The 25,661-nt window shown below is 73.5% G+C and carries 29 protein-coding genes; 16 read left to right on the top strand and 13 right to left on the bottom strand.

The genetic code is table 11. The features are described 5' to 3' along the window. The first annotated feature begins 128 nt into the window (after positions 1-128). Positions 129-539: a CoA-binding protein gene (locus WN71_RS15990; protein WP_046587623.1), complete on the top strand. Its 411-nt coding sequence runs from the start codon at positions 129-131 to the stop codon at positions 537-539. Between the two features lie 148 nt (positions 540-687). On the opposite strand, the gene WN71_RS15995 is transcribed toward WN71_RS15990, so the two are convergent. Both WN71_RS15995 and WN71_RS16000 read right to left on the bottom strand, forming a co-directional pair. Then, a complete protein-coding gene (locus WN71_RS15995) occupies positions 688-1,242 on the bottom strand; it encodes a YbaK/EbsC family protein (RefSeq protein ID WP_046587625.1) in 555 nt (184 codons plus the stop codon). Between the two features lie 44 nt (positions 1,243-1,286). Continuing rightward, complete coding sequence (locus WN71_RS16000; RefSeq protein ID WP_046587627.1) at positions 1,287-1,859, bottom strand: helix-turn-helix domain-containing protein; 573 nt, start codon at positions 1,857-1,859, stop codon at positions 1,287-1,289. A gap of 155 nt (positions 1,860-2,014) precedes the next feature. Here WN71_RS16000 and WN71_RS16005 point away from each other — a divergent pair, with 155 nt between their 5' ends. After that, complete coding sequence (locus tag WN71_RS16005) at positions 2,015-2,872, top strand: DMT family transporter (protein WP_046587630.1); 858 nt, start codon at positions 2,015-2,017, stop codon at positions 2,870-2,872. A gap of 164 nt (positions 2,873-3,036) precedes the next feature. Here WN71_RS16005 and WN71_RS16010 read toward each other — a convergent pair whose 3' ends face one another. After that, a complete protein-coding gene (locus tag WN71_RS16010; protein WP_071369852.1) occupies positions 3,037-3,879 on the bottom strand; it encodes a DapH/DapD/GlmU-related protein in 843 nt (280 codons plus the stop codon). Positions 3,880-3,954: 75 nt separating this feature from the next. Between WN71_RS16010 and WN71_RS16015 the strand changes: the two genes are divergently transcribed. Beyond that, positions 3,955-4,482 carry a gamma carbonic anhydrase family protein gene (locus WN71_RS16015; RefSeq protein WP_046587809.1) on the top strand — a complete coding sequence of 176 codons (528 nt, stop codon included), beginning with the start codon at positions 3,955-3,957 and terminating at the stop codon, positions 4,480-4,482. A 66-nt stretch (positions 4,483-4,548) separates the two neighbouring features. Here WN71_RS16015 and WN71_RS16020 read toward each other — a convergent pair whose 3' ends face one another. Beyond that, positions 4,549-5,199, bottom strand: a complete 651-nt coding sequence (locus WN71_RS16020; RefSeq protein WP_046587632.1) for a DedA family protein — start codon at positions 5,197-5,199, stop codon at positions 4,549-4,551. Between the two features lie 279 nt (positions 5,200-5,478). On the opposite strand from WN71_RS16020, the gene galU reads away from it, so the two are divergent. Then, on the top strand, positions 5,479-6,429 hold the full coding sequence (gene galU / locus WN71_RS16025; protein ID WP_046587811.1) for a UTP--glucose-1-phosphate uridylyltransferase GalU: 951 nt from the start codon (positions 5,479-5,481) through the stop codon (positions 6,427-6,429). 227 nt (positions 6,430-6,656) lie between these two features. On the opposite strand, the gene WN71_RS16030 is transcribed toward galU, so the two are convergent. Beyond that, positions 6,657-7,094, bottom strand: a complete 438-nt coding sequence (locus WN71_RS16030; RefSeq protein WP_046587634.1) for a DUF4442 domain-containing protein — start codon at positions 7,092-7,094, stop codon at positions 6,657-6,659. A gap of 86 nt (positions 7,095-7,180) precedes the next feature. On the opposite strand from WN71_RS16030, the gene WN71_RS16035 reads away from it, so the two are divergent. The 3 genes from WN71_RS16035 to WN71_RS16045 all read left to right on the top strand — a co-directional run bounded on the left by WN71_RS16035 (position 7,181) and on the right by WN71_RS16045 (position 10,914). Beyond that, on the top strand, positions 7,181-8,284 hold the full coding sequence (locus WN71_RS16035; RefSeq protein ID WP_079177891.1) for a DUF8017 domain-containing protein: 1,104 nt from the start codon (positions 7,181-7,183) through the stop codon (positions 8,282-8,284). 92 nt (positions 8,285-8,376) lie between these two features. Continuing rightward, entirely contained in the window at positions 8,377-9,438 is a 1,062-nt protein-coding gene (locus WN71_RS16040) for a DUF8017 domain-containing protein (RefSeq protein WP_046587637.1), read from the top strand. A 114-nt stretch (positions 9,439-9,552) separates the two neighbouring features. Continuing rightward, positions 9,553-10,914 (top strand): MFS transporter, encoded by a 1,362-nt coding sequence (locus WN71_RS16045; protein ID WP_046587639.1) that lies wholly within the window; start codon positions 9,553-9,555, stop codon positions 10,912-10,914. Here the strand turns inward: WN71_RS16045 and WN71_RS16050 are convergent. From WN71_RS16050 to WN71_RS16060, 3 genes are all read right to left on the bottom strand, one after another. After that, the gene (locus WN71_RS16050; protein ID WP_206300089.1) at positions 10,876-11,721 is read right to left on the bottom strand and encodes a spermidine synthase; all 846 of its coding nucleotides are present in this window, start codon (positions 11,719-11,721) and stop codon (positions 10,876-10,878) included. The genes WN71_RS16045 and WN71_RS16050 overlap by 39 nt on opposite strands. A 309-nt stretch (positions 11,722-12,030) precedes the next feature. Next, a complete protein-coding gene (tuf, locus tag WN71_RS16055; protein WP_046587642.1) occupies positions 12,031-13,200 on the bottom strand; it encodes an elongation factor Tu in 1,170 nt (389 codons plus the stop codon). A gap of 281 nt (positions 13,201-13,481) precedes the next feature. Then, positions 13,482-14,204: a DNA alkylation repair protein gene (locus WN71_RS16060; RefSeq protein ID WP_046587643.1), complete on the bottom strand. Its 723-nt coding sequence runs from the start codon at positions 14,202-14,204 to the stop codon at positions 13,482-13,484. A 49-nt stretch (positions 14,205-14,253) separates the two neighbouring features. On the opposite strand from WN71_RS16060, the gene WN71_RS16065 reads away from it, so the two are divergent. Next, positions 14,254-15,033, top strand: coding sequence for a TVP38/TMEM64 family protein (locus WN71_RS16065; protein WP_046587645.1), 780 nt, complete (start codon positions 14,254-14,256; stop codon positions 15,031-15,033). Positions 15,034-15,081: 48 nt separating this feature from the next. On the opposite strand, the gene WN71_RS16070 is transcribed toward WN71_RS16065, so the two are convergent. Next, the gene (locus tag WN71_RS16070) at positions 15,082-16,251 is read right to left on the bottom strand and encodes a thiolase family protein (RefSeq protein ID WP_046587647.1); all 1,170 of its coding nucleotides are present in this window, start codon (positions 16,249-16,251) and stop codon (positions 15,082-15,084) included. Positions 16,252-16,404: 153 nt separating this feature from the next. Between WN71_RS16070 and WN71_RS16075 the strand changes: the two genes are divergently transcribed. From WN71_RS16075 to lnt, 6 genes are all read left to right on the top strand, one after another. Next, on the top strand, positions 16,405-16,875 hold the full coding sequence (locus WN71_RS16075) for a winged helix-turn-helix transcriptional regulator (RefSeq protein WP_046587648.1): 471 nt from the start codon (positions 16,405-16,407) through the stop codon (positions 16,873-16,875). Between the two features lie 284 nt (positions 16,876-17,159). Next, on the top strand, positions 17,160-18,035 hold the full coding sequence (locus tag WN71_RS16080) for an undecaprenyl-diphosphate phosphatase (RefSeq protein ID WP_046587651.1): 876 nt from the start codon (positions 17,160-17,162) through the stop codon (positions 18,033-18,035). A gap of 30 nt (positions 18,036-18,065) precedes the next feature. Further along, on the top strand, positions 18,066-18,578 hold the full coding sequence (locus WN71_RS16085; RefSeq protein WP_046587653.1) for a DUF1877 family protein: 513 nt from the start codon (positions 18,066-18,068) through the stop codon (positions 18,576-18,578). A gap of 88 nt (positions 18,579-18,666) precedes the next feature. Beyond that, the gene (locus WN71_RS39830; protein ID WP_079177892.1) at positions 18,667-18,846 is read left to right on the top strand and encodes a hypothetical protein; all 180 of its coding nucleotides are present in this window, start codon (positions 18,667-18,669) and stop codon (positions 18,844-18,846) included. A 72-nt stretch (positions 18,847-18,918) separates the two neighbouring features. Continuing rightward, positions 18,919-19,404 (top strand): nuclear transport factor 2 family protein, encoded by a 486-nt coding sequence (locus tag WN71_RS16090; protein ID WP_046587655.1) that lies wholly within the window; start codon positions 18,919-18,921, stop codon positions 19,402-19,404. Positions 19,405-19,644: 240 nt separating this feature from the next. Then, positions 19,645-21,219 (top strand): apolipoprotein N-acyltransferase, encoded by a 1,575-nt coding sequence (gene lnt, locus WN71_RS16095; RefSeq protein WP_046587657.1) that lies wholly within the window; start codon positions 19,645-19,647, stop codon positions 21,217-21,219. Here the strand turns inward: lnt and WN71_RS16100 are convergent. Further along, a complete protein-coding gene (locus tag WN71_RS16100; protein ID WP_046587660.1) occupies positions 21,137-22,048 on the bottom strand; it encodes a Gfo/Idh/MocA family protein in 912 nt (303 codons plus the stop codon). The two genes, lnt and WN71_RS16100, sit on opposite strands and share 83 nt — an antisense overlap. 106 nt (positions 22,049-22,154) lie before the next feature. Here WN71_RS16100 and WN71_RS16105 point away from each other — a divergent pair, with 106 nt between their 5' ends. Together WN71_RS16105 and WN71_RS16110 are read left to right on the top strand one after the other, a co-directional pair. Next, positions 22,155-22,664, top strand: coding sequence for a DinB family protein (locus WN71_RS16105; protein ID WP_046587662.1), 510 nt, complete (start codon positions 22,155-22,157; stop codon positions 22,662-22,664). A gap of 113 nt (positions 22,665-22,777) precedes the next feature. Next, a complete protein-coding gene (locus WN71_RS16110; protein ID WP_240529672.1) occupies positions 22,778-23,251 on the top strand; it encodes a hypothetical protein in 474 nt (157 codons plus the stop codon). A gap of 67 nt (positions 23,252-23,318) precedes the next feature. Here the strand turns inward: WN71_RS16110 and WN71_RS16115 are convergent, their stop codons facing one another. From WN71_RS16115 to WN71_RS16125, 3 genes are all read right to left on the bottom strand, one after another. Further along, a complete protein-coding gene (locus WN71_RS16115) occupies positions 23,319-23,822 on the bottom strand; it encodes a hypothetical protein (RefSeq protein WP_046587665.1) in 504 nt (167 codons plus the stop codon). Positions 23,823-23,972: 150 nt separating this feature from the next. Beyond that, complete coding sequence (gene ung / locus WN71_RS16120; RefSeq protein ID WP_046587667.1) at positions 23,973-24,662, bottom strand: uracil-DNA glycosylase; 690 nt, start codon at positions 24,660-24,662, stop codon at positions 23,973-23,975. 213 nt (positions 24,663-24,875) lie between these two features. After that, the gene (locus tag WN71_RS16125; protein WP_046587670.1) at positions 24,876-25,628 is read right to left on the bottom strand and encodes an SDR family oxidoreductase; all 753 of its coding nucleotides are present in this window, start codon (positions 25,626-25,628) and stop codon (positions 24,876-24,878) included. Positions 25,629-25,661: the final 33 nt, after the last annotated feature.

Genomic DNA, 25,661 nt, shown 5'->3' on the forward strand with positions numbered 1-25,661 from the left:
AGCGTAGGGGGGCGGCGGGTCCGCCGCAGCATCTGACGCCGATTGCGACCGCCGATGACAGGGGAATGAGCCGCTCGGCGTGGCATGTTGTCCGGGGAACACCCTTTCTCAGCCGGAGGAGGCCGCCGGTGTACGGCGACAACGCGACGATCCGCAGGATCCTGACCGAGCTCGGCGACACGTGGGCGGTGGTCGGTCTGTCCCAGAACCACGGGCGTGCGGCGTACGGCATCGCACAGGTCCTGCAGAGCTTCGGCAAGCGGGTGGTTCCGGTGCATCCGAAGGCCGAGAGGGTGCTCGGCGAGCAGGGGTACGCCTCGCTCGCCGACATCCCGTTCGGCGTCGACGTGGTCGACGTCTTCGTCAACAGCCAGCTGGCCGGGCAGGTCGCCGACGAGGCGGTGGCCAAGGGCGCGAAGGCCGTGTGGTTCCAGCTCGGCGTGATCGACGAGGACGCCTACGACCGGGTGCGGGACGCCGGGCTCGCGATGGTCATGGACCGCTGCCCGGCGATCGAGATCCCGCTGCTGCGCGGCTAGCCGGTGCCGGTGCTGGTGCCGGTCCCGCTGCGCAGGCAGCTGGTGCCGGTGCTGGTGCCGGTCCCGCTGCGCAGGCAGCTGGTGCCGGTGCTGGTGCCTGTCCCGCTGCGCAGGCAGCCCGACCGGTCCCGGTGCCGGGTCCGCCCGCTCAGACGCCGAGGCCCTCCACCACTTCCGCGCCGGGCAGTTCGGCGAAGGCCTTGCCCGGGACCAGGAGCTTGCCGCGGCGGCGGCCGCTGCCGACGAGGACGTAGGGCAGGTCGACGACGGCCGGGTCGACCAGCAGCGGCCAGCCCGCGGGCAGTCCGACGGGGGTGATGCCGCCGTACTCCATGCCGGTCTCGCCGGTCGCGGTGTCCATCGACGCGAAGGACGCCTTGCGGGCGTCGAGCCGGCGGCGCACCACGTTGTTGACGTCGACGCGGGTGGTGGAGAGCGCCAGGCACGCGGCCAGCGTGGTCGTGCCGCCGCGCTTCCCGGCGACCACCACGCAGTTGGCGGACCGCTCCAGCAGCTCCTGCCCGTAGTGCTCGACGAAGACGGCCGTGTCGGCCCACCGCGGGTCCGTCTCGACGTACACGATCTGCTCGGCGGGTACGCTGCCGCGCCAGTTCCGTACGGCGTCGGCGACCGGACCGATCAGCAGGTCGAGGCAGTCGGGGGCGGGGATCGCGGTGTCGAAGTCTCCGATGGGTGCGCGCATGGCGGCACGCTAACAGGCGGGCCGGCGCGGCCCGGAGGCGTGCCTCAGTGCACCGGCGGCACGGACACCGCCATCACCAGCTCCATCGGCTCGTCGCCCTCGTTGCCGTAGACATGGGGCGAGTCGGCCTCGAAGGAGGCGCTCGCGCCGGCCGGGACGCGGTACGACGTGCCGTCGACGGTGAGGGTCAGCTCCCCCGCGGTGACGTGCACCAGCTCGACGGTGCCGGCCGGGTGCGGGTCGGAGGGGCTGGACTCGCCGGGCATCAGCCGCCAGTCCCACATCTCCAGCGGGCCCGGGGCCTCGGTGCCGGCGAGCAGCCGGTTGTAGCTGCCCGCGTCGGTGTGCCAGAGACGGACCGCCTGGTCGGCGGGGACGACCCGGACCTTCGGGCCCTGTTCGTAGTCGAGCAGGGTGGTGATGCTGACCCCGAGGGCGTCGCCGATCTTGACCACGGTGCCGATGCTGGGGTTGGTGCGGGCCTGCTCGATCTGGATGAGCATGCCCCGGCTGACTCCGGCGCGGCCGGCGAGCGTGTCCAGGGTGAAGCCGCGCTCGGTGCGCCAGCGCTTCACGTTGCGCGCCAGGGACTGGGTCAGCAGGTCGAGGTCCGACACGTTCCGTCCATGTTCCGATGCCGCTCGGGTGACGCCCGCGGGAGGCAGGGGCCCAGCGACACGTACGGTCAAGTATTCTGGATGACAGGGTTCACTTGAATGAACTACGGTGGGGTGCACCCGATCGTTCACCGAACTGTACTGCGAGGCAGGCCGTGACAGCACTCTTCGCCCTGGCCACCAGCCTGCTGTGGGGCCTGGCCGACTTCGGCGGCGGGCTGCTGACCCGGCGCCTCCCCGCGCTGACCGTGGTGGTGATCTCGCAGGGCGCCGCCGCGGTGGTGCTCGGCGCCCTGGTGGCCGCCACCGGCGGCTGGTCCGAGGCGGGCCCCCGGCTGTGGTTCGCGCTCGCGGCGGGTCTCGTCGGGCCGGTGGCCCTGATCTCCTTCTACAAGGCGCTCGCCCTCGGCCCGATGGGCGTGGTCTCCCCGCTCGCCACGCTGAGCGTGGCCGTCCCCGTCACGGTGGGGCTGCTGCTCGGCGAGCGCCCGGGGCCGGCCCAGCTCGCGGGTATCGCGGTCGCCGTCACCGGGGTCGTCCTCGCGGGCGGGCCGCAACTGCGCGGGGCGGCGGTGCAACGGCAGGCGGTGCTGCTCACGCTGGTCGCGGCGCTCGGCTTCGGCACGGTGTTCGTGCTGATCACCGAGGCGTCGACGACCGTCACCGGGCTGTTCCTGGCGCTGTTCGTGCAGCGCGTGACGAACGTGGCGGTCGGGGGCGCCGCGCTGTACGGCGCCGTACGCCGCGGGACGCCCGCCCTGCCCGCCGGCGGTTTTCCGTGGGGCTCGTTCCCGGCGCTCGCGTTCGTCGGTCTCGCCGACGTCGCCGCCAACGGCACCTACGCGGTGGCCGCGCAGCGCGGCCCGGTGACCGTGGCCGCCGTGCTGGCCTCCCTGTACCCGGTGGTGACCGCGCTCGCCGCGCGCGGCTTCCTCAGCGAGCGCCTGCGCACCGTGCAGGCGGCGGGGGCGGGGCTGGCGCTGGTGGGGACGGTCCTGCTGGCGACGGGCTGACGCGCCCAGCCGCCCGACCGGTCACGCGCAGGCGGGACGGGCACCTTTCCGTCCCCATGCGCTCGGCCGCCGCGAGCGCGCACCCCTCCGGACACGCGCAGGCAGCGCGAGTGTCCTGCGGCGTGAACGTCCTGCGGCGCGAATGTCCTGCGGCGCGGACGCGCTCACGCGTCCCGCGCGGCCTTCGCGTCCAGTTCCGCCAGCGGGGTGGTGGTCTCCTCGTCCAGTTCCGCGAGGCGGGCCACGGTCTCCTCGTCCAGGTCCGCGAGCGCGGAGAGCTGGTCCGGCGTGACGCCGTCCGGGATCGGCACGGGGGCCGGGGTCCGCAGCGGGGGCTGCCAGCCCGCGTCGGGCGTCCAGCGCCGTACGACCCGGGCGGGGGCGCCCGCGACCACGGCGTGGTCGGGCACCGTCCCGCGGACCACCGCGCCCGCCGCGACCACCACGTTCCGCCCGATCCGCGCCCCCGGCAGGATCACCGCGCCGGTGCCGATCCAGCACCCTGACCCGATCTCCACCGGCTCGAACCGCGGCCACTGCTTGCCGATGGGCTCGTCCGGGTCGTCGTAGGAGTGATTGGTGGAGGTGACGTAGACGTACGGCCCGAAGTAGCAGTCGTTGCCGATGGTGACCGTGGAGTCGGCGATGACATGGCTGCCGCGGCCGAGGACGACACCGTCGCCGATCCGCAGGATCGGCTCGGGCCCCAGGTCCAGGTCGGGCATCAGGCCCGCGGTCAGGGTGACCTGCTCGGCGATGATGCAGTACGAGCCCAGGTGGATCCACGGCTCGCCGAAGACCGTGCCCAGCGGGAAGGCGAGCCGGGTCGCCTCCCCCATCGCGCCGAACCGCAGCCGGCCGGGGTGCTCCGCGCTCACGGAACCCATCCGCTGCACCCATGCCCAGCCCGCGTGGACGGCGCGCTGCGCGAGTCCGCGCCGCCATGATGAGAACGTGTTCTTGCGTTTGGGCACGCGCTCACGGTACTCAGCGCCGCCCGCGCCCATGACGGCCAAGGGCTGTGATCTTCGCCCCACCGGGTGGCGTACGGTGCGATGGTGAGCGACGAGAAGGAGACGCAGATGACGCACCGGCCACTGATCACGGGCATCGCCGGCCGCGAGCCGCGCATCGACGGGCAGGCGTTCGTGGCGCCGACCGCATCGGTGATCGGTGACGTGACGCTGGGGGCCGGGGCGAGCGTCTGGTACGGCGCGGTGCTGCGCGGCGACGTCGAGCGGATCGCCGTGGGCGCCGCGAGCAACATCCAGGACAACTGCACGCTGCACGCCGACCCCGGTTTCCCCGTCACCGTCGGCGAGCGGGTGTCCGTCGGCCACAACGCGGTGGTGCACGGGGCGACCGTCGAGGACGACTGCCTGGTCGGCATGGGCGCCACGGTCCTCAACGGCGCGGTGATCGGCGCGGGCTCGCTCGTCGCCGCGCAGGCGCTGGTCCCGCAGGGGATGGTGGTGCCGCCGGGGTCGCTGGTCGCGGGCGTACCGGCGAAGGTGAAGCGGGCGCTGACCGAGGAGGAGCGCCAGGGCATCACCCTGAACGGCACCATGTACGCGGAGCTGGCGAAGGCGCACCGCGACGCGCACGAGTGACGCCCGCGGGCGCCGTCGGCGCGACGGGCGGGGAGCCACGGTTCCCGGCCGTGACCGGGTGGACCCCTATTCTCCGGCCGCGGCCGGGGCCTTCTCCGGCTCCGGCTCCACCCGCTGGGCCCGCTGCGCCTTGCGCCGGACCACCAGCATCGACGCGACGCCGATCAGCACCGCCACCCCGAGGCCGGCGTAGGAGAAGCGCTTGAGCCAGTCCTCGGCGACCCTGCCGACGTAGTAGACGACCATCGTGGTGCCGCCCGCCCAGACGACGCCACCGAGCAGGTTGGCGATCAGGAACTTCCAGTACGGCATCCGCAGCACACCGGCGAGCGGGCCCGCGAAGATCCGCAGCAGGGCGACGAAACGGCCGAAGAAGACGGCCCACATGCCCCACTTCTCGAAGGAGCGCTCCGCCGTCGCGATGTGCCCCTCGCCGAAGTGGCGCGGGAACTTCCGGCCGAGCCAGGCGAGCAGCGGCCTGCCGCCCTTGCGGCCGATGGCGTAGCCGATCGAGTCGCCGACGACCGCGCCGAGGCTGGCGCAGGCGGCGAGCACGAACGGGTTGATGCCCGAGTGCTGCGAGGAGAGCAGCGCCGCCGAGACCAGCACGATCTCGCCGGGCAGCGGGATGCCCAGGCTCTCCACGCCGATGACCAGCGCCACCACGGCGTAGACCGCCGCCGCGGGCACGGTGTCGAGCCACTCCTGGACGTGCAACGCCGGTCCCTCCCGATTCGTGTGTTGCTGCCACTGCCGATGCGCGTGTTACCGCTCTTGCCGATGCGCGTGTCGCCGCCCCTGCGGTTCCCGGCAGGTGCCGCGCGGGCACCTGCCGGGAAGCCTACCGCCCGCCCTCGCGCGCGTCCGCAGCCGCAGGTCCGCGGCCGCAGGTCCGCGGCCCGAGCGGGGGCGGCCGCCCGGCGCCGGGCGCGAGACACAGTCGGCTCATAAGCCGCTCTCGGCCCGCTCTCATCGGGGTGCCCCAGCATGGCGCGCATGAACGCCCCCCACTCCGCATCGGCCCCCACGCCCGCCCGTACGGTCCGCAAGGCGGTGGTCCCGGCGGCCGGACTCGGCACCCGCTTCCTGCCCGCGACGAAGGCGACCCCGAAGGAGATGCTGCCGGTCGTCGACAAGCCGGCGATCCAGTACGTCGTGGAGGAGGCGGCCGCGGCCGGGCTCGACGACGTGCTCATGGTCACCGGGCGCCACAAGCGGGCCATCGAGGACCACTTCGACAACGCCTTCGAGCTGGAGCAGGCGCTGGCCGCCAAGGGCGACTCGGTGCGCCTGGACGCCGTGCGCGACCCTGCCCGGCTCGCCGACATCCACCACATCCGTCAGCGCGATCCGCTCGGCCTCGGCCACGCCGTGCTCTGCGCCCGCAACCACGTCGGCGACCAGCCCTTCGCCGTACTCCTCGGCGACGACCTGATCGATCCGCGCGAGACCCTGCTCAGCCGGATGCTCGACGTGCGCGACCGGCACGAGGGCAGCGTGGTGGCCCTGATGGAGGTCGACCCGTCGCAGATCCATCTCTACGGCTGCGCGGCCGTGGAGCCCACCGGCGAGGACGGGGTGGTGCGGGTGACCGGCCTGGTGGAGAAGCCCTCACCCGAGAACGCACCGAGCAACTACGCCGTGATCGGGCGCTACGTCCTCGAACCGGGCGTCTTCGACGTCCTGGAGCGCACCCCGCCGGGCCGGGGAGGCGAGATCCAGCTGACCGACGCCCTCCAGGAACTCGCCGGGCGCGGCACGGTCCACGGTGTCGTCTTCCGCGGCCGGCGCTACGACACCGGCGACAAGGCGGACTATCTGCGCACGGTGGTCCGGCTCGCGTGCGAACGCCCGGATCTGGGGCCGGAGTTCGTGGCCTGGCTCAAGGAGTTCGTCGCGGGTCTGACGGAGGCCGAGCGCTCCGGGCGGGAACGCTTCGCGGCCTGACCGGCTCCGCCTTGGAGGGAAGCGTCACGTGGCTTGGGCGCGCCCGGCGGGAACGTCACTCGACCTGGACGCGCCGGGCGGGAGGGTCGCGCGGCCCGGACGCGCCCGGCGGGAGCGTCACGTGGCCTGGGGCGCCTCCAGGCGGGAGCGTCGTGCGGCCCGGACGACTCCGCCCCGGCCGCACGTTGCCGCGGCCGGGGCCCTCGTCGCTTCGGTGGGCGGGCGGGTCAGCCGTTGGGGCGCAGCGTCCACACGACGGTCATCTCGCCGGTCACCGCCCCGTCCTCGCGCCGGATGGCGACGGCCACCGGGAACTCGGGGCGCTTGCCCGCGTCGAGCTCGGCGATCACCTCGGCGGCCGGACGCCCGAGGGTCGCGGTGGCCGTGACCGGACCGAGGGCGACCTTCTTGTAGGCGATCTCGGCACTGACCGCGAGCGGCACGGCCCGGGAGAGCTGGTCGCCGAAGGCGGCGAGCACGATGGCTCCGCTGGCCGACTCGGCGAGGGTGAACATGGCTCCGGCGTGCGGGCCGCCGATGTGGTTGTGGTACTCGCCCTGGTCGGGCAGCGCGAGCACCGCCCGCTCGGGGGAGGTCTCCAGGTACTCCAGGTTCAGCGTGCGAACCATGGGCACCGTGGCGGCGAGCATCTCGCCTATGGACATCTGGTCTGCGCTCATGACCGACATGTTACTCACGAGTAGCCGACAGGGCCAGAGCCGCACAGACGGTCACAGTAGGGTGGCGCCCCATGTGGCCAGGGGAGCAGCCGCCAGGGGGCGGGACGAATCCGCAGGAGCAACAGCCGAACCCGTACGGACAGCAGGGCGGGCCACCGCCGCATCCGTACGCGCAGCCAGGGCCGGGCGGGCCACCGCCGAACCCCTATGCCCAGCCGGGTCCGGGCGCCCAGGCGCCGAACCCCTACGCCCAGCGGCCACCGGCCGGCCAGCCGCCGAATCCCTACGCGCAACCCGGCTACCAGCAGCCGAATCCGTACCTCGCACAGACCGCGGGGACCGCGCAGACCGCGGGGACCGCGCAGGCGGCGGGGCCGGGACCGCACGGGCCCGGCGGGGGCCGGCGTACCCGGATCGTCGCGATCGGCGCCGCCGCGGCCGTCGTGGCGGCCGCGTCCGTGACCGGCGCGGTAATGCTCGGCGGCGACAACGACGACCCCGCGCCCGCACCCACGAAGTCCTCGGCGTCGGCGTCCACTTCGGCGACCGGGAACCCGCGCACCGCCGACGGCGGGCAGCCGACCGTCGCCGGCTGGAAGGTCGTCGTGAACGCGGACCTCGGCGTGGCCTTCGACGTGCCGCCGTCCTGGACGGCCAAGTCGCCGTCCTGGGTGACGTACGTCGCCGAGGACGACGACCCCGAGGAGAAGCCGCTCGTCGCGATGAAGGCACCCGCGGTGCTCAAGGAGAAGTGGTGCACGTCCGACGACGACAAGGACGGCCACAGCGAGGACACCGCGCTGGCGAACGTGGGCACGCGCGGCAACAACGGCGCGACGAGCACGGCCGCCGCCGCCCGCGCCGACTCCGCGGCCTGGGTCTACGGCCTGTACACGCAGCCCGACCACAAGAAGGTGGCGACCGGCACGGTCACGGAGTTCACCACCGCGTCCGGTCTGACGGGCAGTCTGGTCACCTCGCGGTCGTCCGGCGTCGCGAAGAAGCACAAGTGCGACAGCGACGGCAAGGCCACGACGTTCGCCTTCACCGACGCGGCGGGCGACTTCGCGTCGTGGTCGTTCGTCGGCGCGGCGGGGGTGACCGGTGAGGTGCCGGACGCGACGGTCCGCCGGATCCTCACCACCGTGCGGCTCTACACCCCGTCCGACGGCTGATCCGACACCGCGCCGCCGCCCCCGGACTCGGTACGTCCCTGACAAGGGACGGTGACCCAAACGTGTCACAGGGGAGACTAGGGTGACTCACCATGTGGCCAGGACAGCAGCCGCCCGGGGGCGAGCAGAACCCGCAGCACAACCCGCAGCAGAACCCGCAGCAGAACCCGCAGCACAATCCGTACCAGCAACCGGGATACCAGCAGCCGAATCCCTATCAGCAACCCGGCTATCAGCAGCCCGGGCCCGGCTATGAGCAGCCCAACCCCTATGCGCAGCAGCCGCAGTGGGGTGCGCCGACGCCGACCGGGGCCCCGCAGCCGCCGCAGGGCGGGGGCGGCGGGAACCGGACCAAGTGGGTGGCGATAGCGGCGGCCACGGCGGTGGTCGTCGCCGCCGGCGTGACGGGCGTCCTGGTGCTCGGGGGCAACGACAAGAGCGACGACGCGAACGGCGGCGGCAAGCACACGCCGTCGGCGTCCGCGTCCGCCGACCCGACGGCGTCGGCGTCCGGTTCGGACGACAACCCGCGTGGCGCGTCGACCCAGAAGCCGACGATCGCGGGCTGGAAGGTGGTGGTGAACCCCAAGTGGGGCATCGCCTTCGACGTGCCGCCGGACTGGGAGGTGCAGTCCCCCACCCTGTCCATCGCGTTCGAGGACGAGAAGTCCGACGACTTCAAGCCCCTCGTCACCATGTCGGGCACCGCCGAGTACCAGTCGAAGTGGTGCACGTCCGACGACGACAAGGACGGCCACAGCGACGACACCTCGCTCGGCGCGGTGGGCAGCAAGGGCGCCAACGGCGCGAAGAACACCGACGAGGTGGCGGTCAACACCGTCGCGTGGTGGGTCTACGGCGGCTACACCCAGCCGGACAAGAAGAGCCTCACCTACGACAAGAAGGCCCAGCCCTACACCACGGCCTCGGGCATCAAGGGCAGCATCGCGTGGGCGCAGTCGACGAACACGCCCCGCAAGGGCAAGTGCGCGAGCGACGGCAAGGCGCTGACCTTCGGCTTCAAGAACTCGGCCGGGGACTTCGTGTCGTGGAACTTCTTCGGCGCCAAGGGAGTCTCCAAGGAGATCCCGAAGGCGACGATCATGAAGATCCTCAACACGGTACGGCTGAACGGCGACCCGACGGGGAGCTGAGCCGGGTCCGTCCGGCGGGCGGGGGCCGGGCCCACCCGCCGGCGACTGGCCGGGCCGGGCCCACCTGGCGGCAATTCATTTGGCGGCGGGCGGCCCGGCGGGGATAGTCACCCGGTGACCTCCTCCGCCGACGCCTCCCCCACCGACGCCCCCGCCGCCTCGCGACCCCGCAGGACCCCGGCCTGGGCGAACCGCAACTTCACTCTGCTGACCACGGCGGCGGTCGTGACCGGGCTGGGGGCCAACGGCACCCTGATCGCCTCCGCCTTCGCGGTGCTGGAGGCCGGCGGCGACGCCGGGGACGTCGGCCTGGTGGCCGCGTCGCGCACGGTTCCCCTGGTGCTGTTCCTGCTGGTGGGCGGCGCCGTCGCGGACCGGGTGCCACGGCACCGGGTGATGGTCGCCGCGAACGCCCTCAACTGCCTGTCGCAGGCGGCCTTCGCGGCCCTCGTGCTGACCGACGGCGCCCGCATCTGGCAGATGATGCTGCTCACGGCGCTCTGCGGCACCGGACAGGCGTTCTTCAGCCCCGCCGCGGAAGCCATGGTGATGTCGAGCGTCCAGGGCGCGCAGGCGGGCCGGGCGTTCGCGGTGTTCCGCATGGCGGTACAGGGCGCGGGCCTGGGCGGCGCGGCCCTCGGCGGGGCCCTGGTGGCGGCGGTCGGGCCCGGGTGGGTGCTCGCGGTGGACGCGGCCGGGTTCGCGTTCGCCGGGGCGCTGCGCTCCTTCCTCGACGTCGGCGCCGCCCCGGCCCGGACGGCGGGCGGCGGCCTGCTCGCCGATCTCCGCGACGGCTGGCGGGAGTTCACCGGCCGGCCGTGGCTGTGGGGCATCGTGGCGCAGTTCTCCGTGGCGAACGCGGTGGTGGTCGCGGCCGACGCGGTCTACGGTCCGCTGGTGGCCCGCGACAGCCTCGGCGGCGCGGGTCCGTGGGGCCTGGCGCTGGCGGCGTTCGGAGCGGGCACGGTGGGCGGCGCGCTGCTGATGACCCGCTGGAAGCCACGCCGCCTGCTGCTCGCGGGCACCCTGTGCGTGTTCCCGCTCGCCCTGCCCTCCGCGGCCCTGGCGGTCCCGGTCCCGGTCGGCGTGCTGTACGCGGTGATGTTCGTGTCGGGCTGCACGGTCGAGGTGTTCGGGGTGAGCTGGATGACCGCGCTGCACCAGGAGGTGGCCGAGGACAAGCTGTCGCGGGTGTCGGCGTACGACTGGTTCGGGTCCGTGTCTTTGGTGCCGGTCGCGACCGCGCTGGCCGGGCCCGCCGAGGAGGCGGTCGGGCGAACGGCGGCGCTGTGGACGTGTGCGGGGCTGGTGGTTCTGGTGACGGCGGCGGTGCTGCTGGTGCCCGAGGTACGGAACCTGACCCGGGCCACCGAAGCCGGGGCGGAGAGCCGTGGCGCGGTCGCCGGGGCGGAAGGCCGGATGGGGGGCGGGGTTCGGTCAGCCGATGCCGAAGGCGCCGTCGGGAGGCTCGGGTGACGGGACGGCGTCCGCGTCCCGCACCGGGCGGGCGCCACCGATGAACTCCCGCAGCCGGGGCCCGTGTTCGACCCGCGCCGGGAAGGCGTCCGCGGCCGTGCGGCGAGCCAGCGCGGCGGTGTCCAGGGGGTGGTGGGAGGCGACGAGCACGGCGTTGCCGAAGCGCCGACCGCGCAGCACGGCCGGCTCGGCGATCAGCGCCAGCTCCTCGAAGACGGCGCCGAAGGTGGCGAGTTGGGAACGGAGGAACGCGAACGGCGCGGCATCGGCGAGGTTGGCCAGATAGACGCCGCCGTCCCGCAGCACCCGTTCCGCCTCCTTCGCGTACGACAGGGTGGTGAGGTGGGCGGGTACCCGGGAGCCGCCGAAGACGTCCGCGATCAGCACGTCGGCCGAACCGTCCGGGGCGGCCTCCAGCCAGGTCCGGGCGTCGGCGGCGTGCAGACCGACGCCGGAGCCGGCGGGCAGCGGCAGATGCTCGGTGACCAGGGCGAGCAGCCCCCGGTCGGCCTCGACGACGTCCTGTGCGGAGCCGGGGCGGGTCACGGCGACGTAGCGGGGCAGGGTGAGCGCGCCCCCGCCGAGGTGCAGCACGTCCAGCGGCCGCCCCGGCTCGGCGAGGCCGTCGAGCACGTGCCCGAGCCGCCGCGCGTACTCGAACTCGAGATGCGCCGGCTCGTCGAGGTCGACGTACGACTGCGGCGCCCCGTCCACCGTCAGCAGCCAGGCGCGGTCCCGGTCGACGTCCGGCATCAGCTTGGCGACGCCGTGGTCGACTTCCCTGGTCACGGGTATGGGTTCGCTCACTTCGCTCACGAGGACATTGTGCCGGGCAGACCGGCGCGAGGGCACGGCCGAGGCACCCCGACCGGACAACTCCGCGAGCACCGCGCCGCACAGGGAGCACTGCTCCGCATAGAGAGCACCAGTCCGTCCGGAGAACGCCGCTCTGTCCGGAGAACGCCGCCCCGCCCCAAGAGCACCGCCCCGCCCAGAGAGCACCGCTCCGGCGCCCCGGCACGCGCAGCGCCCCCCTGCCGGCCGGCGGAGGGCGGAGGGGGCGGGCCCTCCCGGGGCCGCCCTCTCCGCCACCCCCGCTGCCGAACCGGCGGAGCCTCAGAGCACCTCCGTGACCGTGCCCGCGCCCACCGTCCGGCCGCCCTCGCGGATCGCGAAGCCGAGGCCGGGCTCCAGCGGGACGTCCCGGCCCAGCTCCACGGTCATGTCCACCGTGTCGCCGGGCCGGGCGACGGCCGCCGTACCGAGGTCGACGTCGCCGACGACGTCCGCGGTGCGGATGTAGAACTGCGGCCGATACCCCGTGGACACCGGTGTCGTACGCCCGCCCTCGCGGGTCGGCAGGACGTACACCCGTGCCGTGAAGCGCCGGCTGGGCGACACGCTGCCCGGCGCGGCCACCACGTGCCCGCGCCGGACCGCGCCGCGCGCGACGCCGCGCAGCAGCAGCGCCACGTTGTCGCCCGCCTGGGCCTCGTCCATCGGCTTGCCGAAGGTCTCCAGGCCCGTGACGACGGACTCCAGGCCGGCGCCGAGCACGTCGACCCGGTCTCCGACGCGGACCGTGCCGCGCTCGACGGCGCCGGTGACGACCGTGCCGCGCCCGGTGATGGTGAGCACGTTCTCCACCGGCAGCAGGAACGGCGCGTCGACGTACCTCTCGGGCATGGGCACGTACGTGTCCACCGCGTCGAGCAGCGCCTCGATGGACGCCGTCCAGCGGGGGTCGCCCTCCAGCGCCTTCAGCCCGGAGACCCGTACGACGGGTACGGAGTCGCCGCCGTAACCCTGCGCGGTGAGCAGGTCGCGGACCTCCAGCTCGACGAGGTCGGTGAGCTCCTCGTCGCCCGCGTCGGCCTTGTTGAGGGCGACGACGATGTGGTCGACGCCCACCTGCCGGGCGAGCAGCACGTGCTCGGCGGTCTGCGGCATGATCCCGTCGAGCGCGGACACGACGAGGATCGCCCCGTCGAGCTGCGCGGCGCCGGTGACCATGTTCTTGACGTAGTCGGCGTGGCCCGGCATGTCGACGTGCGCGTAGTGCCGGGTGTCGGTCTCGTACTCGACGTGCGCGATGTTGATGGTGATGCCGCGGGCGACCTCCTCCGGGGCCCGGTCGATGCGGTCGAACGGGACGAAGGTGCCGGCCCCGCGCTCGGCGAGAACCTTGGTGATGGCGGCGGTCAGGGTGGTCTTGCCGTGGTCGACGTGGCCCATGGTGCCGATGTTCAGGTGCGGCTTGGTGCGCACGTACGCCGTCTTGGGCATGGCTGATCCTCGAAGCCTGGTGGGTGGAGCGGGGACCCCAAGGTGATGCCGACCCTCCCCCTGCGGGGTCCGCCGGACGATCCGGGGAGGGTCAGCTTCGGGCGCCGTCGACGGCCGTGAGGAAGAGCGGGACGGCAGCCTTCGGCGCATCCGCGACCGCGGATGCTGCGTGAAGGAAGGCCTGCCGGAACATGGTGCCGATCATCGCCTACGGCCCGTTCGGCGTCGAATGGTTTTCCGCGGGCTGCGCCCCCGGCGGGCTGCGCCCCCTCGCGTCAGGCTCAGGCGCCGATGTTCTTCAGCGCCTCGCGCACCGACAGCGGTGCGAAGCGCGCCCGTTCGCGGTCGAGGAAGCCGCGCACCGCCTCCGGGTCGGTCCAGGCGTACTCGCGCAGGCACCAGCCGATGGCCTTGCGTACGAAGAAGTCGGGATGCCCGGACTGGCGCAGACAGTAGGCGAACAGGCGCTCGGTGTCGGTGTGTTCCTTGTAGCGCAGCTGGTGCAGCAGCGCGGTGCGCACCAGCCAGAGGTCGTCGTCCTCGATCCAGCGGTCCATCTCGGCGACCAGCTGCGGGTCGGCGGTGACGAGCGGGCCGACCACGTGCGCGGCGAGCGGGTCGACGGTGTCCCACCAGGGGTCGGTGGTGAGCAGATGCCGTACCACCGGCAGGAACGCGGTCGAGCAGTGCGCCACCTGGCGGCGCAGGTAGTCCACGGCGAAGTAGTGGTACTCGCGCTCGGGCAGCCGCCAGCAGCGCAGGGCGATCGCCGCGCAGTCGTCCTCGGCGGGGCGCGCGGTGCCCGCGAGGACGGTGCGGGACAGGGCGCGGCGGGCGGGGGTGGGGATGCCGAGGTAGGGGGCGACGTCCTTCATGTACGCCCGCATGGGCGCGGCCCGCTCGGGGTCGGCCGCGGCGGGATAGACCGTGGTCAGCCGCTCCAGCACGGTGTCGGCGAGTGAGCTGGGCGGCACCCGCGGGGACCGCGCCTTCGTGACGCTCATGAGACGAACCATACGGCGATCACACACGTCATTCGGTTAGGGTCGCCGAATGCTCGATGCCAACCGCTCTGGCACCGCTACGGCCTCTCCCCGGGCCACCGCCACGGAGCTCTCCGTCCCCCTGCCCGCGCCCGCCCTGCGGCCGGCGCCGCCGGGGCTGACCGCCCGCTGCGCGCGGGCGGCGCTGTCGCCGTGGTCACGGCTCTCGCTGCTGATAGCCCTGCTCGGGGCGGCCGCCTCCGCCGTGCTGCTGTTCCATCCGCAGCGGCTGCTGGCCGACGGCTGGCCGCCGCAGCTCGGCGGGGCTCTCGCGGCGCTGGTGTTCGCGGGGGCGTACGGCCTGTGCACGGTGGCGTTCGTGCCGCGCCCGCTGCTGAATCTCGCGGCGGGGGCGCTGTTCGGCTCCCAGCTGGGCCTCGGCTCGGCGCTCGCCGGGACGGTGCTGGGCGCCGGGGTGGCGTTCGGTCTGGGCCGGATGCTCGGCCAGGACGCGCTGCGGCCGCTGCTGCGCGGGCGCTGGCTGAAGGCGGCCGACGGGCAGCTGAGCCGGCACGGGTTCCGTTCGATGATGGTGGCGCGGCTGTTCCCGGGCGTGCCGTTCTGGGCGGCGAACTACTGCGCCGCGGTGTCCCGGATGGGCTGGCTGCCGTTCCTGCTGGCGACGGCGCTCGGGTCGGTCCCGAACACCGCCGCCTACGCCGTCGCGGGGGCCCGCGCCTCCTCGCCGACCTCGCCGGCGTTTTTGATCGCGATGGCGTGCATCGCGGTCCCGGCGCTGGCGGGCACGGTGGTGGCCTGGCGCAAGCGTCACCACCTGCGCGGGAACTGACGCTCCGGCACCGAGAGGGCCGCCGGCGGCAACGGCGCCGTAGTGCGGTCAGACGGCTTCGAGGATCATCGCGTTGGCGAGGCCGCCCGCCTCGCACATGGTCTGGAGCGCGTAGCGGGCGCCGCGGGCCCGCATGGCGTGCACGAGGGTGGTGGTCAGCCGGGTGCCGCTCGCGCCGAGGGGGTGCCCGATGGCGATGGCGCCACCGTGGACGTTGACCTTGGACAGGTCGGCGCCGGTCTCCTGCTGCCAGGCCAGGACCACGCTCGCGAAAGCCTCGTTGACCTCGAACAGGTCGATGTCGGCGACCGACAGGCCGGTCCTGCGCAGCACCTTCTCGGTGGCCGGGACGACACCGGTGAGCATCAGCAGCGGGTCGGAGCCGGTGACGGCGAAGCCTGCCAGCCGGGCGAGCGGGCGCAGGCCGAGGCGGTCGGCGGTCTCGGCGGAGGCGATGAGGACGGCGGAGGCGCCGTCGTTGATCGGACTGGCGTTGCCCGCGGTGACGTTCCACTCGATCTGCGGGAAGCGCTCGGCGAACTGCTCGTCGTAGTAGGCGGACTTGAGGCCGGCGAGGATCTCCGGGGTGCTGCCGGGCCGGATGCACTCGTCGCGGCCGACCCCGTCGAGCGGGGCGATCTCCGCGTCGAACAGGCCGGCGTCCCGGGCGGCGGCGGCACGGTGGTGCGAGCTGACCGCGAAGGCGTCCAACTGCTCGCGGGTCAGGGACCACTTGGCGGAGATCAGCTCGGCGCTGATGCCCTGCGGGACCAGGCCCTCGGGGTAGCGCGACGCGACGCCGGGGCCGAAGGGGTCCGCGCCGGGCGGCACGTTGGACCACATCGGCACGCGGCTCATCGACTCGACGCCACAGGCGACGACGAGGTCGTACGCCCCCGCCATGACGCCCTGCGCGGCGAAGTGCACGGCCTGCTGGGAGGAGCCGCACTGCCGGTCGACGGTGGTCGCGGGGACGGACTCGGGCAGCCCCGCGGACAGGGCGGCGTAGCGGGTGGTGTTCATGGCCTGTTCGCCGACCTGGTCGACGGTGCCGCCGATGACGTCGTCGATCAGCGCGGGGTCGACGCCGGAGCGCTCGACGAGGGCGCGCAGGGTGTGGGCGAGGAGCTCGACGGGGTGGACGTGGGCGAGCGCGCCGCCCGGCTTGCCCTTGCCGACAGGGGTGCGTACGGCTTCGACGATCACTGCGTCACGCATGGTGCGGGCCTCCTTGGCCGCCAGTCGCCGCTCGGGCCTGTCACGCGGGCAGGTCGCGGACGGCGGCACCCGGCCGATTACCAGTGAGTAGGTTTTCTGGACCCACCATAGCTCGGCGAGTTGGAATTTCAAACCCTCACCTAGAATGGGGGCATGGCCGCCCGCAAAGACCCGCGCCCCTGTTCCATCGCCGACACGCTCGCCGTCGTCGGCGAGAAGTACTCCCTGCTGGTCCTGCGGGAGGTGTGCCTCGGCAACCGCCGCTTCGACCAGCTGGTCCGCAACGTGGGCGCGCCGCGCGACATCCTGGCCGCGCGGCTGCGCCGCCTCGTCGACGCGGGGATCCTCACCAAGCGGCCGTACAGCGAGCGCCCGCAGCGGTTCGAGTACCTCCCCACGCAGGCGGGACTGGACCTGGAGCCGGTCCTGATGACCTTGATGGCGTGGGGCGACCGGCACCTGAGGGACAGCGGGGACCGGCCGATGGTGATCGAGCACAACTGCGGCCACGACCTGCTCCCGCAGGTCACCTGCGCGGCCTGCGGCACCCCGGTCCGACACGAGGACCTGACGGCACACCCGCACGCGGAGGGCTGGACGGTGGCGGGGCCGACGGCGGCGTAGGACCTGTCCGGCCATGACGACCCGCGCAACCAGGCCTGGGGGGCGCTCCTTCCGGGGCGCGGGGAACTGCACGCAGGGGCCCCACCGGCCCCCGGCGAGGCTCCGGAGGGGCGGGACGCTACGCTGCGGTAAGCACACATGATCACCGCACGCAACAACTCCGGCCGCTTCCTTACCCACTTCCTACCTAGCCCCCTCCCGCCGGCCCGCTCGGTGAGTCGCACGCCGACCCGCTCGGCGGGCCGCCCGCCGTCCCCGATCAGCGACTTGGACGCCTCTTCCGCATGTCATGGTTTGAATCCCTCGTCCTCGGACTCGTCCAGGGGCTGACCGAGTTCCTGCCGGTCTCCTCCAGCGCCCATCTGCGGCTGACGGCCGCCTTCGCGGGCTGGGAGGACCCGGGCGCCGCCTTCACGGCGATCACCCAGATCGGCACCGAGACGGCCGTAGTGCTCTACTTCCGCCGGGACATCGGCCGGATCGTCTCGGCGTGGGCCCGCTCGCTCACCGACCGGGCGATGCGCGCCGACCACGACGCGCAGGTGGGCTGGCTGGTCATCGTCGGCTCGATCCCGATCGGCGTCCTCGGGGTGACGCTCAAGGACCAGATCGAGGGGCCGTTCCGCGATCTGCGGGTCACCGCCACCATGTTGATCGTCGTCGGCGTCGTCATCGGCATCGCCGACCGGATGGCGGCGCGCGACGAGAAGGGCGGCCGGCACCGAACGCCCAAGCAGCGCAAGTCGCTCGAGGATCTGAGCGTCAAGGACGGCCTGATCTACGGGTTGTGCCAGGCGTGCGCGCTCGTCCCGGGCGTCTCCCGCTCCGGAGCCACCATCAGCGGCGGCCTGTTCATGGGCTACCGGCGTGAGGCGGCGGCCCGTTACTCCTTCCTGCTGGCGATCCCGGCGGTGCTCGCGTCCGGGGTGTTCGAGGTCAAGGACTCCCTGGACCAGGGCCATGTCGACTGGGGGCCCACGCTGTTCGCAACGGTGATCGCCTTCGCGTCCGGGTACGCGGTGATCGCGTGGTTCATGAAGTGGATCTCCAGCAAGAGCTTCATGCCGTTCGTCTGGTACCGCATCGTGCTGGGCATCGTGATCATCGCGTTGGTGACGGTCGGCGTGCTCAGCCCGCACGCGGCGGAATCGGCGGGCTGAACCGCCCCTGCGACGGCGATAATTCGACACATGACGCTCACCCAGCGGTTCGCCCGCGTCACCTTGGAGTATCTGGAGCGCTGCCGTTCGTCGGCCCTCGACTCCCCCGGCGCGACCCCCGGCTGGGACCCCCCGGAAGCGGATCTGCTGGACACGGACTGGGCGTTGTGGGGGCTGGTCCGGTACGGCCGCTCCGCGGGCGCCGACGCCGGCCTGGTCGATCTGCTGGACCGCGCCGCCTCCGGGGACACCACCGTCGGCTATCTCGACCACGACGACGTGTACGAGGGGTTCGGCGACCCCCCGCGGATGCTGCTGCCGCAGGCGGTCGCCGAGGTGTCCCGGGCGCTGGACACGATCGGACTCGACGCCCTGCTCGCCGAACTCCCCGCCGGCACCGAGGAGGCGGCGACGGCCTGCGGATTCGACCCCGGCTTCGACGGGGACGTACGCGCGTACCTGGTCTGGCACTTCGAGGCGCTGCGGGAGTTCTACCGGGTCGCCGCGGGGCGGGGCGAGTGCGTCGTCGCGTGGACGGACTGAGCTTCCGGGGCCGCACGTGACCGACCGCATACCGATTGCGTAGCCGCCCGGTGGCGCAGGGTCAGCGTCTGCCCCTAGGCTGAGCCACATGTCCCCCGATTCACCGACCCCTGGTTCCGTGCGGTCCGCGGCCGAACTCAACGAGCGGATCCGCGCGTTGTGGCTGCGCGCGGGCGCGACCCTGTCGGCTCAGGAGCGCGCGGAGTACGAGTTGCTGGTGGTCAGATGGGCCGCCGCCATCCGCGGCGAGATCATCGAGGCGGCCTGACCGGCCCGGGCGCGGACATCCGTTCCGCGCCGCCCTCTTGGCTCCGCGCGCCCCGTGCCCAACACTGACCCGATGACGCAGCGTGCGGAGCTGGCGACGATGCTGGACCGGGTGGCCCTCGACGGGCTGGTCACCGAGTACGCGGTGGCGGTGGACGACGGCGACTGGACGGCGTACCAGGAGCTGTTCACGGCGGACGGGCGGGCGGACTACCGCTCGGCGGGCGGCATCGAGGGATCCGCGCGGGAGGTGGCCGACTGGCTCGCCGACACCATGCGGCTGTTCCCCATGCGGCAGCATCTCGTCGTCAACCGCCGGGTGCGCTTCGGCGTCCTGGAGCAGGACACCGGGGACACGGCGAGCGTGCAGGCGGACTACATCAACCCGATGCGGTTCGCCTCCGACGACGACCTGGCCTCGACCGCTCCGGACTTCGTCTGCGGCGGCCGCTACACCTTCGGCCTGCTGCGCACCGCCGCGGGCTGGCGGCTGCGCCGGGTCGCCGTACACGAGAAGTGGCGGCGCCTGCCCCCACCGGGCGACGGCCGGGCGGCGTAGACCTGCCGGGCGGACGCAGGGACGCACGGACGGACAGACGCACGGACGGACGGGTGGGCGGACGCACGGGCGGACGGGCGCGCCTGTGGGCAGGCGCGCGGGCGTACAGGCGCGAAGAGGCGCGGGCAGCGCGAGGAGGCGCGGGTGGCGCGCGGCGTGATCCGCCTGCCCGAAGACCCACTGTCCGAGATCGCCGTGGAGCGCGCACACTGGAGCCACCCACCGGGCAGGAGGCGTCTCATGAAGAGCTTTGACCCCTGGCTCGCCTCCCCGTGGCGCCGCAGCCTGCTGGCCGCGGTCGTGGGCGCGCTCCCCGTGTTCGCCTTCCCGGCCCCGTCGCTGTGGTGGTTCGCCTACGTCGCCCTCGTCCCCTGGATACTGCTCGCCCGCTGCGCCCCCACCGGGCGGCGGGCGGCCTACGACGGCTGGGCCGGCGGTTTCGGCTTCATGGTGGCGGTGCACCACTGGCTGCTGCCCAGCCTGCACGTGTTCATCTTCCTGATCGCCGCCCTGCTGGGCGCGCTGTGGGCGCCCTGGGGCTGGCTGGTGCGCCGGCTGCTGGCGGGCACGCCGTCCGGGCGCCGGGTCGCCGCCGCGCTGCTGGTGCTGCCGTCCGGCTGGCTGGCCGTCGAGCTGGTGCGGTCCTGGCAGGGGCTCGGCGGCCCCTGGGGACTGCTCGGATCCAGCCAGTGGCAGGTCCAGCCGGCCCTGCGGCTGGCCTCCGTCGGCGGGGTCTGGCTGCTCAGCTTCCTCGTCGTGGCGCTGAACGTCACCGTCGCGCTGCTGGTGTCGGTGCGGGAGGCGCGGGTACCCGCCGTGATCTCCCTGGTGGCCACGGCGACCGCGACCTCGGCGGCCTGGGTGTGGTCACCGCGCCCGGACGTCGACGGACGGGTCAGGATCGCCGTCGTGCAGCCCGGCGTGGTCGGCGGCGACGACAGCGGCGACCGTCGCTTCGCCCGCGAGGAGCAGCTCACCCGTCGGCTGGTCGGCCGTGACGTGGACCTGATCGTGTGGGGCGAGAGCAGCGTCGGCTACGACCTCGGGCAGCGGCCCGATCTGGCCCGGCGGATCGCGGCGCTGTCCCGCAGCACCGGCGCGGACATCCTGGTGAACGTGGACGCGCGCCGCTCGGACCGGCCCGGCATCTACAAGAGCGCCATCCTGGTGGGCGCGGACGGCCCCACGGGAGCCCGCTACGACAAGATGCGCCTGGTCCCCTTCGGCGAGTACGTCCCCGCCCGCTCGCTGCTCGGCTGGGCGACGTCCGTCGGCAAGGCGGCCGGCGAGGACCGGCGGCGGGGCAGCGAGCAGGTGGTGATGGACGTCGGGCACGGGCTGCGGATCGGTCCGATGATCTGCTTCGAGACCGCGTTCCCCGACATGAGCCGCCATCTCGCGCAGGACGGCGCGGACGTGCTGCTCGGCCAGTCGTCGACGTCGACGTTCCAGGGCAGCTGGGCCCCCGAGCAGCACGCCTCGCTCGCCGCGCTGCGCGCCGCCGAGACCGGCCGTCCGATGGTGCACGCGACGCTGACCGGCGTCTCCGCGGTCTACGCGCCCGACGGCACGCGCATCGGGTCGTGGCTGGGCACCGGCGACAGCACCGCGCGGGTGTACGAGGTGCCGCTCGCGCACGGCGTCACGCCGTACGTCCGCTACGGCGACTGGCCCGTGCACGGGGCCCTGCTGGTGCTGGCGGCCTTCTGCGCGACGGAGGGGATGCGGGCGCTCAGGCCGCGCCGGAACGCTCCCGAACCGCATGTACCACCCGCTCGGCAAGCTCATGAGTCGCCAGCGCGTCCCGGGCGCTGAGCACCTTGCCCGCGCGCACGGCGTCCAGGAAGGCGAGCGAGGCCTGCTCGATGCCGCGCTGCCGGGCCACCGGCACCCAGTCGCCGCGCCGCCGCACGGTCGGCTGGCCCTTGTGGTCGACGACCTCGGCGAGGTTGATCACCTGACGCTTGGTGTCCTGCCCGGACACCTCCAGGATCTCCTCGGCCGAGCCGCTGAGCCGGTTCATCACGCCGAGCGCGGTGAAGCCGTCCCCGGCGAGCTGGAGGACGACGTGGTGCAGCAGGCCGTCCTCGACGCGGGCGCGCACGGTGATGTCGTCGACCGGTCCGGGCACCAGGAAGCGCAGGGTGTCGACGACGTGGATGAAGTCGTCGAGGATCATCGTGCGGGGCTCCTCGGGCAGCCCGACGCGGTTCTTCTGCATCAGGATCAGCTCGCGGGGGTGGTCGGCGCACTGCACGTACCCCGGGGCGTGGCGCCGGTTGAAGCCGACCGCGAGGCCGACGCCGCGCCGCTCGGCGAGCTCCACGAGCCGCTCGGAGTCCTCCAGCCGGTAGGCGAGGGGCTTGTCGACGTAGGTGGGGACGCCCGCCTCCAGGAGCCGCTCGACGATCTCCGGGTGGACGGCGGTGGGCGCGTGCACGAAGGCCGCGTCGAGGCCCGCGGCGATGAGCGAGTCGAGGTCGGCGTGGCGCTGCGCGGCGGGCAGGTGCAGGCTGTCGGCGACCCGGGCGAGGGTGGCCGGGGTGCGGGTCTGCACGTGCAGTTCGATCCCGCTCTGGACCGCCAGCACGGGCAGATACGCCTTCTGCGCGATGTCGCCGAGACCGATGCAGCCGACCTTCACGTGGCGCTCCTCCAGTCGTTGCCCGCCTGCCTGTACCTGCTCGGAAGCATACGGGTCGGCGGTAATTGCCTGGTGGCTCCCCCGAGACGTGAACCATGATGCGGGCATGACGACCGAACGCACGGAACCCGCCCTGAACGCCGGCGAACGGGCCATGCTCGAAGGCTGGCTCGACTACCACCGCCGGACCCTGGCCTGGAAGTGCGAGGGCCTGACCGACGCACAGTTGCGGACCGCTTCGGTGCCGCCCTCCGGGCTGACCCTGCTGGGCCTGGTCCGGCACATGGCGGAGGTGGAGAACGGCTGGTTCACGCATGTGCTGACGGGCGTGGACGAACCGGTCTACGCCACCGAGGAGGACCCGGACGCCGACTTCCACCACACCGACGCCGACACCTGGGAGGAGGCCCACGCCACCTGGCAGGCCGAGATCGCCTCCGCCCGCCGCAACGCCGCCGGACTGGACCTCGACGCCCTCTCCAAGACGGTGAGCCGCCGCACCGGGGAGCCGTTCAGCCTGCGCTGGATCTACACGCACATGATCGAGGAGTACGCCCGCCACAACGGCCACGCCGACCTGCTCCGCGAGGTGATCGACGGCCGCACCGGCGACTGACGTCAGCCTCGGCGGGGCCGGGCCCTCCGTACGGGGCAGGAGATCACCCGGGTGGGGGATCATCGTCGAGGACTCCGTTCCCCGGGGGCGGACGAACCAGCAGAGTGGCGCGGGTGCATCGAACGACGACCACCGCAACGCTCCTGGTCACCGTGGCCGTCTCGGCCCTCGCCGGCTGTGTGACGGTCCAGCGCCCGACGGCGGCCGTTCCGTCCCAGGCGCCCTCGCGGCCCTCCGCGCCACGGCCGGACGGCAGCGCCGACCCGCAGATCGTGCAGGCCCCGGCCCGGGAGGCCCTGGAGATGGCCGGGCCCTCGCGGCGGCCCTCCGCGCGCCCGACGCAGGCGGTGACGGCGCGGGCCGCCCCGGCACCGGCCGCGGCCCCGGTCCACCACGCCCCCGCGCCGCGGGCCGACTTCGATCCGCGCCCGCGTCCCCCGGCGCCCCGGCACCACCGGTCCCTGCTCCCGGGCGTCGACGCGCCGGCGGGCGGCAGCCCCGACGTCTGCGCGCTGGGCAGGCGGTTCGGCGGCTGGTCGGCGGACAGCGCGGAGGCGACGATCTGCGAGCGGACGTACGGGCGTTGACCGGACGCCGACCGGGCGGCAGGCACGGACGCCGACCGGGCGGCAGGCACGGACGCCGCCGCCCCGGCTACGGCCGCCGCCGCCTCGGCCCCCAGTCCCCGCCGGGATCCCGGTCGTCGAGCCGCTGTTCCAGGCGCCGGATGCGGGCCCGGACGCCGTCGCCGTAGCGATCCTCCGGGAGTCCCACGGCCGCGCGGCGGGCGCGTCCCAGATGGCCGCGCGCGACTTCGGGCCGCCCCAGCCGGACGTAGTCGGCGGCGAGATCCAGATGGAGCGACGGGCTCAGGGCGCGCACGGCGGGCGCGTCCTCGTGGTCGTCGGAGAGTTCCTCGGCCGCCGCCAGCGCCCGCAGGTCCCAGGCGAGTTGGTCGGTCGGGTCGTCCTGGGTGTCGGCGAGGTAGTGGGCGAGGGTGCAGCGGTGCAGGGCGGCCCCCTGCGCCCCGATCTCGGTCCACAGGGCCAGCAGCCGGTCCCGGGCCTCCTCGCGGTCCCCCGCGTGGTGCAACATGACGACCTGCCCGATCCGTGTCAGCAGGCCGTCCGGCGCCGCGTCCCCGTCATGATCCGCCACCACGTCCTCCGCGCCTTCGCCGGCTGTGGCCTTCGACGCTAGCCGCAGGCGGCGGCGATCCCGGTCAGGCGGCCCCGCGCCACACGGGGCCGACCGGGGCGGTCGGGTCGGCCGGGGCCGGCCCGACACCGCCGGGCCGGCGGGAACGGGTCAGGCACGCCCCAGATCGGGGATGGTCCAGTCGATGGGCTCGTGGCCCTGGGCCGCGACCGCCTCGTCGATCTGCGTGAACGGGCGGGAGCCGAGGAACTTCTTGGCCGACAGCGGCGAGGGGTGCGCGCCCTTGACGACCACATGGCGGCTCTCGTCGATCAGCTTGAGCTTCTTCTGCGCGTAGGCGCCCCACAGGACGAAGACCGCCGGGTCGGGCCGGTCGGCCACCGCGCGGATCACCGCGTCGGTGAACAGCTCCCAGCCGCGCCCCTTGTGCGAGTTGGCCTCGCCCGCACGGACGGTGAGCACCGCGTTGAGCAGCAGCACGCCCTGCTTCGCCCACGGCATCAGATAGCCGTTGTCCGGCACCGGCAGGCCGAGGTCGCTGTGCATCTCCTTGTAGATGTTGCGCAGCGAGGGCGGGACGCGCACCCCGGGGCGGACGGAGAAGCACAGGCCGTGACCCTGGCCCTCGCCGTGGTACGGGTCCTGGCCGAGGACGAAGACCTTGACCTTGTCGAACGGCGTCGCGTCGAGGGCGGCGAAGACCTCCTCGCGCGGAGGGTAGACCGGGCCGTTCGCCCGCTCCTCCTCGACGAACTCCGTCAGCTCCTTGAAGTAGGGCTGGTTCAGTTCGTCGGCCAGCACCGGGCGCCAGGACTCGGGCAGCATGGCGATGTCGGTCACGTCAACGTCCTCACGATGTTCGGTCTCTTGAAGGTCCTGCCGAACTCAGAACCTACAGGCGACCACTGACAACCGGTCCGGAGACCGGGTGACGGAGGGCGCCGTCGCCGTACCGGGCGGCGCGCGAAGCGACGAAGGTGGCGCGCGAAGCGACGAGGGCGCCGCCCCCGGGACGGGAGCGGCGCCTCACGTGTCGGCACGGGTCCGGGCGGGTCAGCCCACGCCCGCGTTCAGGAAGATGCCGCCGTCGACGACGAGCGTCTGGCCGGTGACCCAGTCGGACTGACTCGAGGTGAGGAACGCGGCGGCGCCGCCGATGTCGGACGGCACGCCGAGCCGGCCCAGCGGGTAGGCGGCCGCGGCCTCCTCCTCGCGGCCCTCGTACAGCGCCTGCGCGAACTTGGTCTTGACGACGGCCGGGGCGATCGCGTTGACCCGCACCTTCGGCGCGAACTCGTGCGCCAGCTGCTGGGTCAGGTTGATCATGGCGGCCTTGCTGACGCCGTACGCGCCGATGAACGGCGAGGGCGCGATGCCCGCGACGGAGGCGATGTTCACGATCGCGCCGCCGTTGTCCTTCTGCCAGGCGTGCCAGGTCTTCTGGGCGAAGCCGAGCGCCGAGATCACGTTGGTCTCGAACACCTTGCGGGCGACGCCCAGGTCCAGGTCGGCCATGGGCCCGAACACCGGGTTGGTGCCGGCGTTGTTGACCAGGTAGTCGACCCGGCCGAACGCCTCCATCGTGCGGGCCACGGCCTCGGCCTGGTGGTCGAGGTCGTGGGCCTTGCCCGCGACCCCGATGACCCGGTCGGCGCCGAGCTGGTCGACGGCCTCCTTGAGGGCGTCCTCGTTGCGGCCGGTGATGCACACGCGGTCGCCGCGGGCGACCAGCGCCTCGGCGACGCCGTATCCGATACCGCGGCTGGCGCCCGTGACGAGGGCTACCTTGCCGGAGAGTTCAGTCATGTCCGTGTTCCTCGCGGATCCCTGGTCGATGGG

This window comes from Streptomyces mangrovisoli (assembly GCF_000974985.2).
GTDB classification, from domain to species: Bacteria; Actinomycetota; Actinomycetes; order Streptomycetales; family Streptomycetaceae; genus Streptomyces; species Streptomyces mangrovisoli.

Coding starts and splice junctions, on each gene's coding strand:
- WN71_RS16060 (WP_046587643.1), bottom strand. CDS start 14,204: ATGAGCGTCACGAAGGCGCGGTCCCCGCGGGTGCCGCCCAGCTCACTC.
- tuf (WP_046587642.1), bottom strand. CDS start 13,200: ATGCCCAAGACGGCGTACGTGCGCACCAAGCCGCACCTGAACATCGGC.
- WN71_RS15995 (WP_046587625.1), bottom strand. CDS start 1,242: ATGCGCGCACCCATCGGAGACTTCGACACCGCGATCCCCGCCCCCGAC.
- WN71_RS16090 (WP_046587655.1), top strand. CDS start 18,919: ATGACGCAGCGTGCGGAGCTGGCGACGATGCTGGACCGGGTGGCCCTC.
- WN71_RS16015 (WP_046587809.1), top strand. CDS start 3,955: ATGACGCACCGGCCACTGATCACGGGCATCGCCGGCCGCGAGCCGCGC.
- WN71_RS16085 (WP_046587653.1), top strand. CDS start 18,066: ATGACGCTCACCCAGCGGTTCGCCCGCGTCACCTTGGAGTATCTGGAG.
- WN71_RS16105 (WP_046587662.1), top strand. CDS start 22,155: ATGACGACCGAACGCACGGAACCCGCCCTGAACGCCGGCGAACGGGCC.
- WN71_RS16125 (WP_046587670.1), bottom strand. CDS start 25,628: ATGACTGAACTCTCCGGCAAGGTAGCCCTCGTCACGGGCGCCAGCCGC.
- WN71_RS16030 (WP_046587634.1), bottom strand. CDS start 7,094: ATGTCCATAGGCGAGATGCTCGCCGCCACGGTGCCCATGGTTCGCACG.
- WN71_RS16080 (WP_046587651.1), top strand. CDS start 17,160: ATGTCATGGTTTGAATCCCTCGTCCTCGGACTCGTCCAGGGGCTGACC.
- galU (WP_046587811.1), top strand. CDS start 5,479: ATGAACGCCCCCCACTCCGCATCGGCCCCCACGCCCGCCCGTACGGTC.
- WN71_RS39830 (WP_079177892.1), top strand. CDS start 18,667: ATGTCCCCCGATTCACCGACCCCTGGTTCCGTGCGGTCCGCGGCCGAA.
- WN71_RS16075 (WP_046587648.1), top strand. CDS start 16,405: ATGGCCGCCCGCAAAGACCCGCGCCCCTGTTCCATCGCCGACACGCTC.
- WN71_RS16070 (WP_046587647.1), bottom strand. CDS start 16,251: ATGCGTGACGCAGTGATCGTCGAAGCCGTACGCACCCCTGTCGGCAAG.
- WN71_RS16040 (WP_046587637.1), top strand. CDS start 8,377: ATGTGGCCAGGACAGCAGCCGCCCGGGGGCGAGCAGAACCCGCAGCAC.
- lnt (WP_046587657.1), top strand. CDS start 19,645: ATGAAGAGCTTTGACCCCTGGCTCGCCTCCCCGTGGCGCCGCAGCCTG.
- WN71_RS16065 (WP_046587645.1), top strand. CDS start 14,254: ATGCTCGATGCCAACCGCTCTGGCACCGCTACGGCCTCTCCCCGGGCC.
- WN71_RS16035 (WP_079177891.1), top strand. CDS start 7,181: ATGTGGCCAGGGGAGCAGCCGCCAGGGGGCGGGACGAATCCGCAGGAG.
- WN71_RS16010 (WP_071369852.1), bottom strand. CDS start 3,879: ATGGGCGCGGGCGGCGCTGAGTACCGTGAGCGCGTGCCCAAACGCAAG.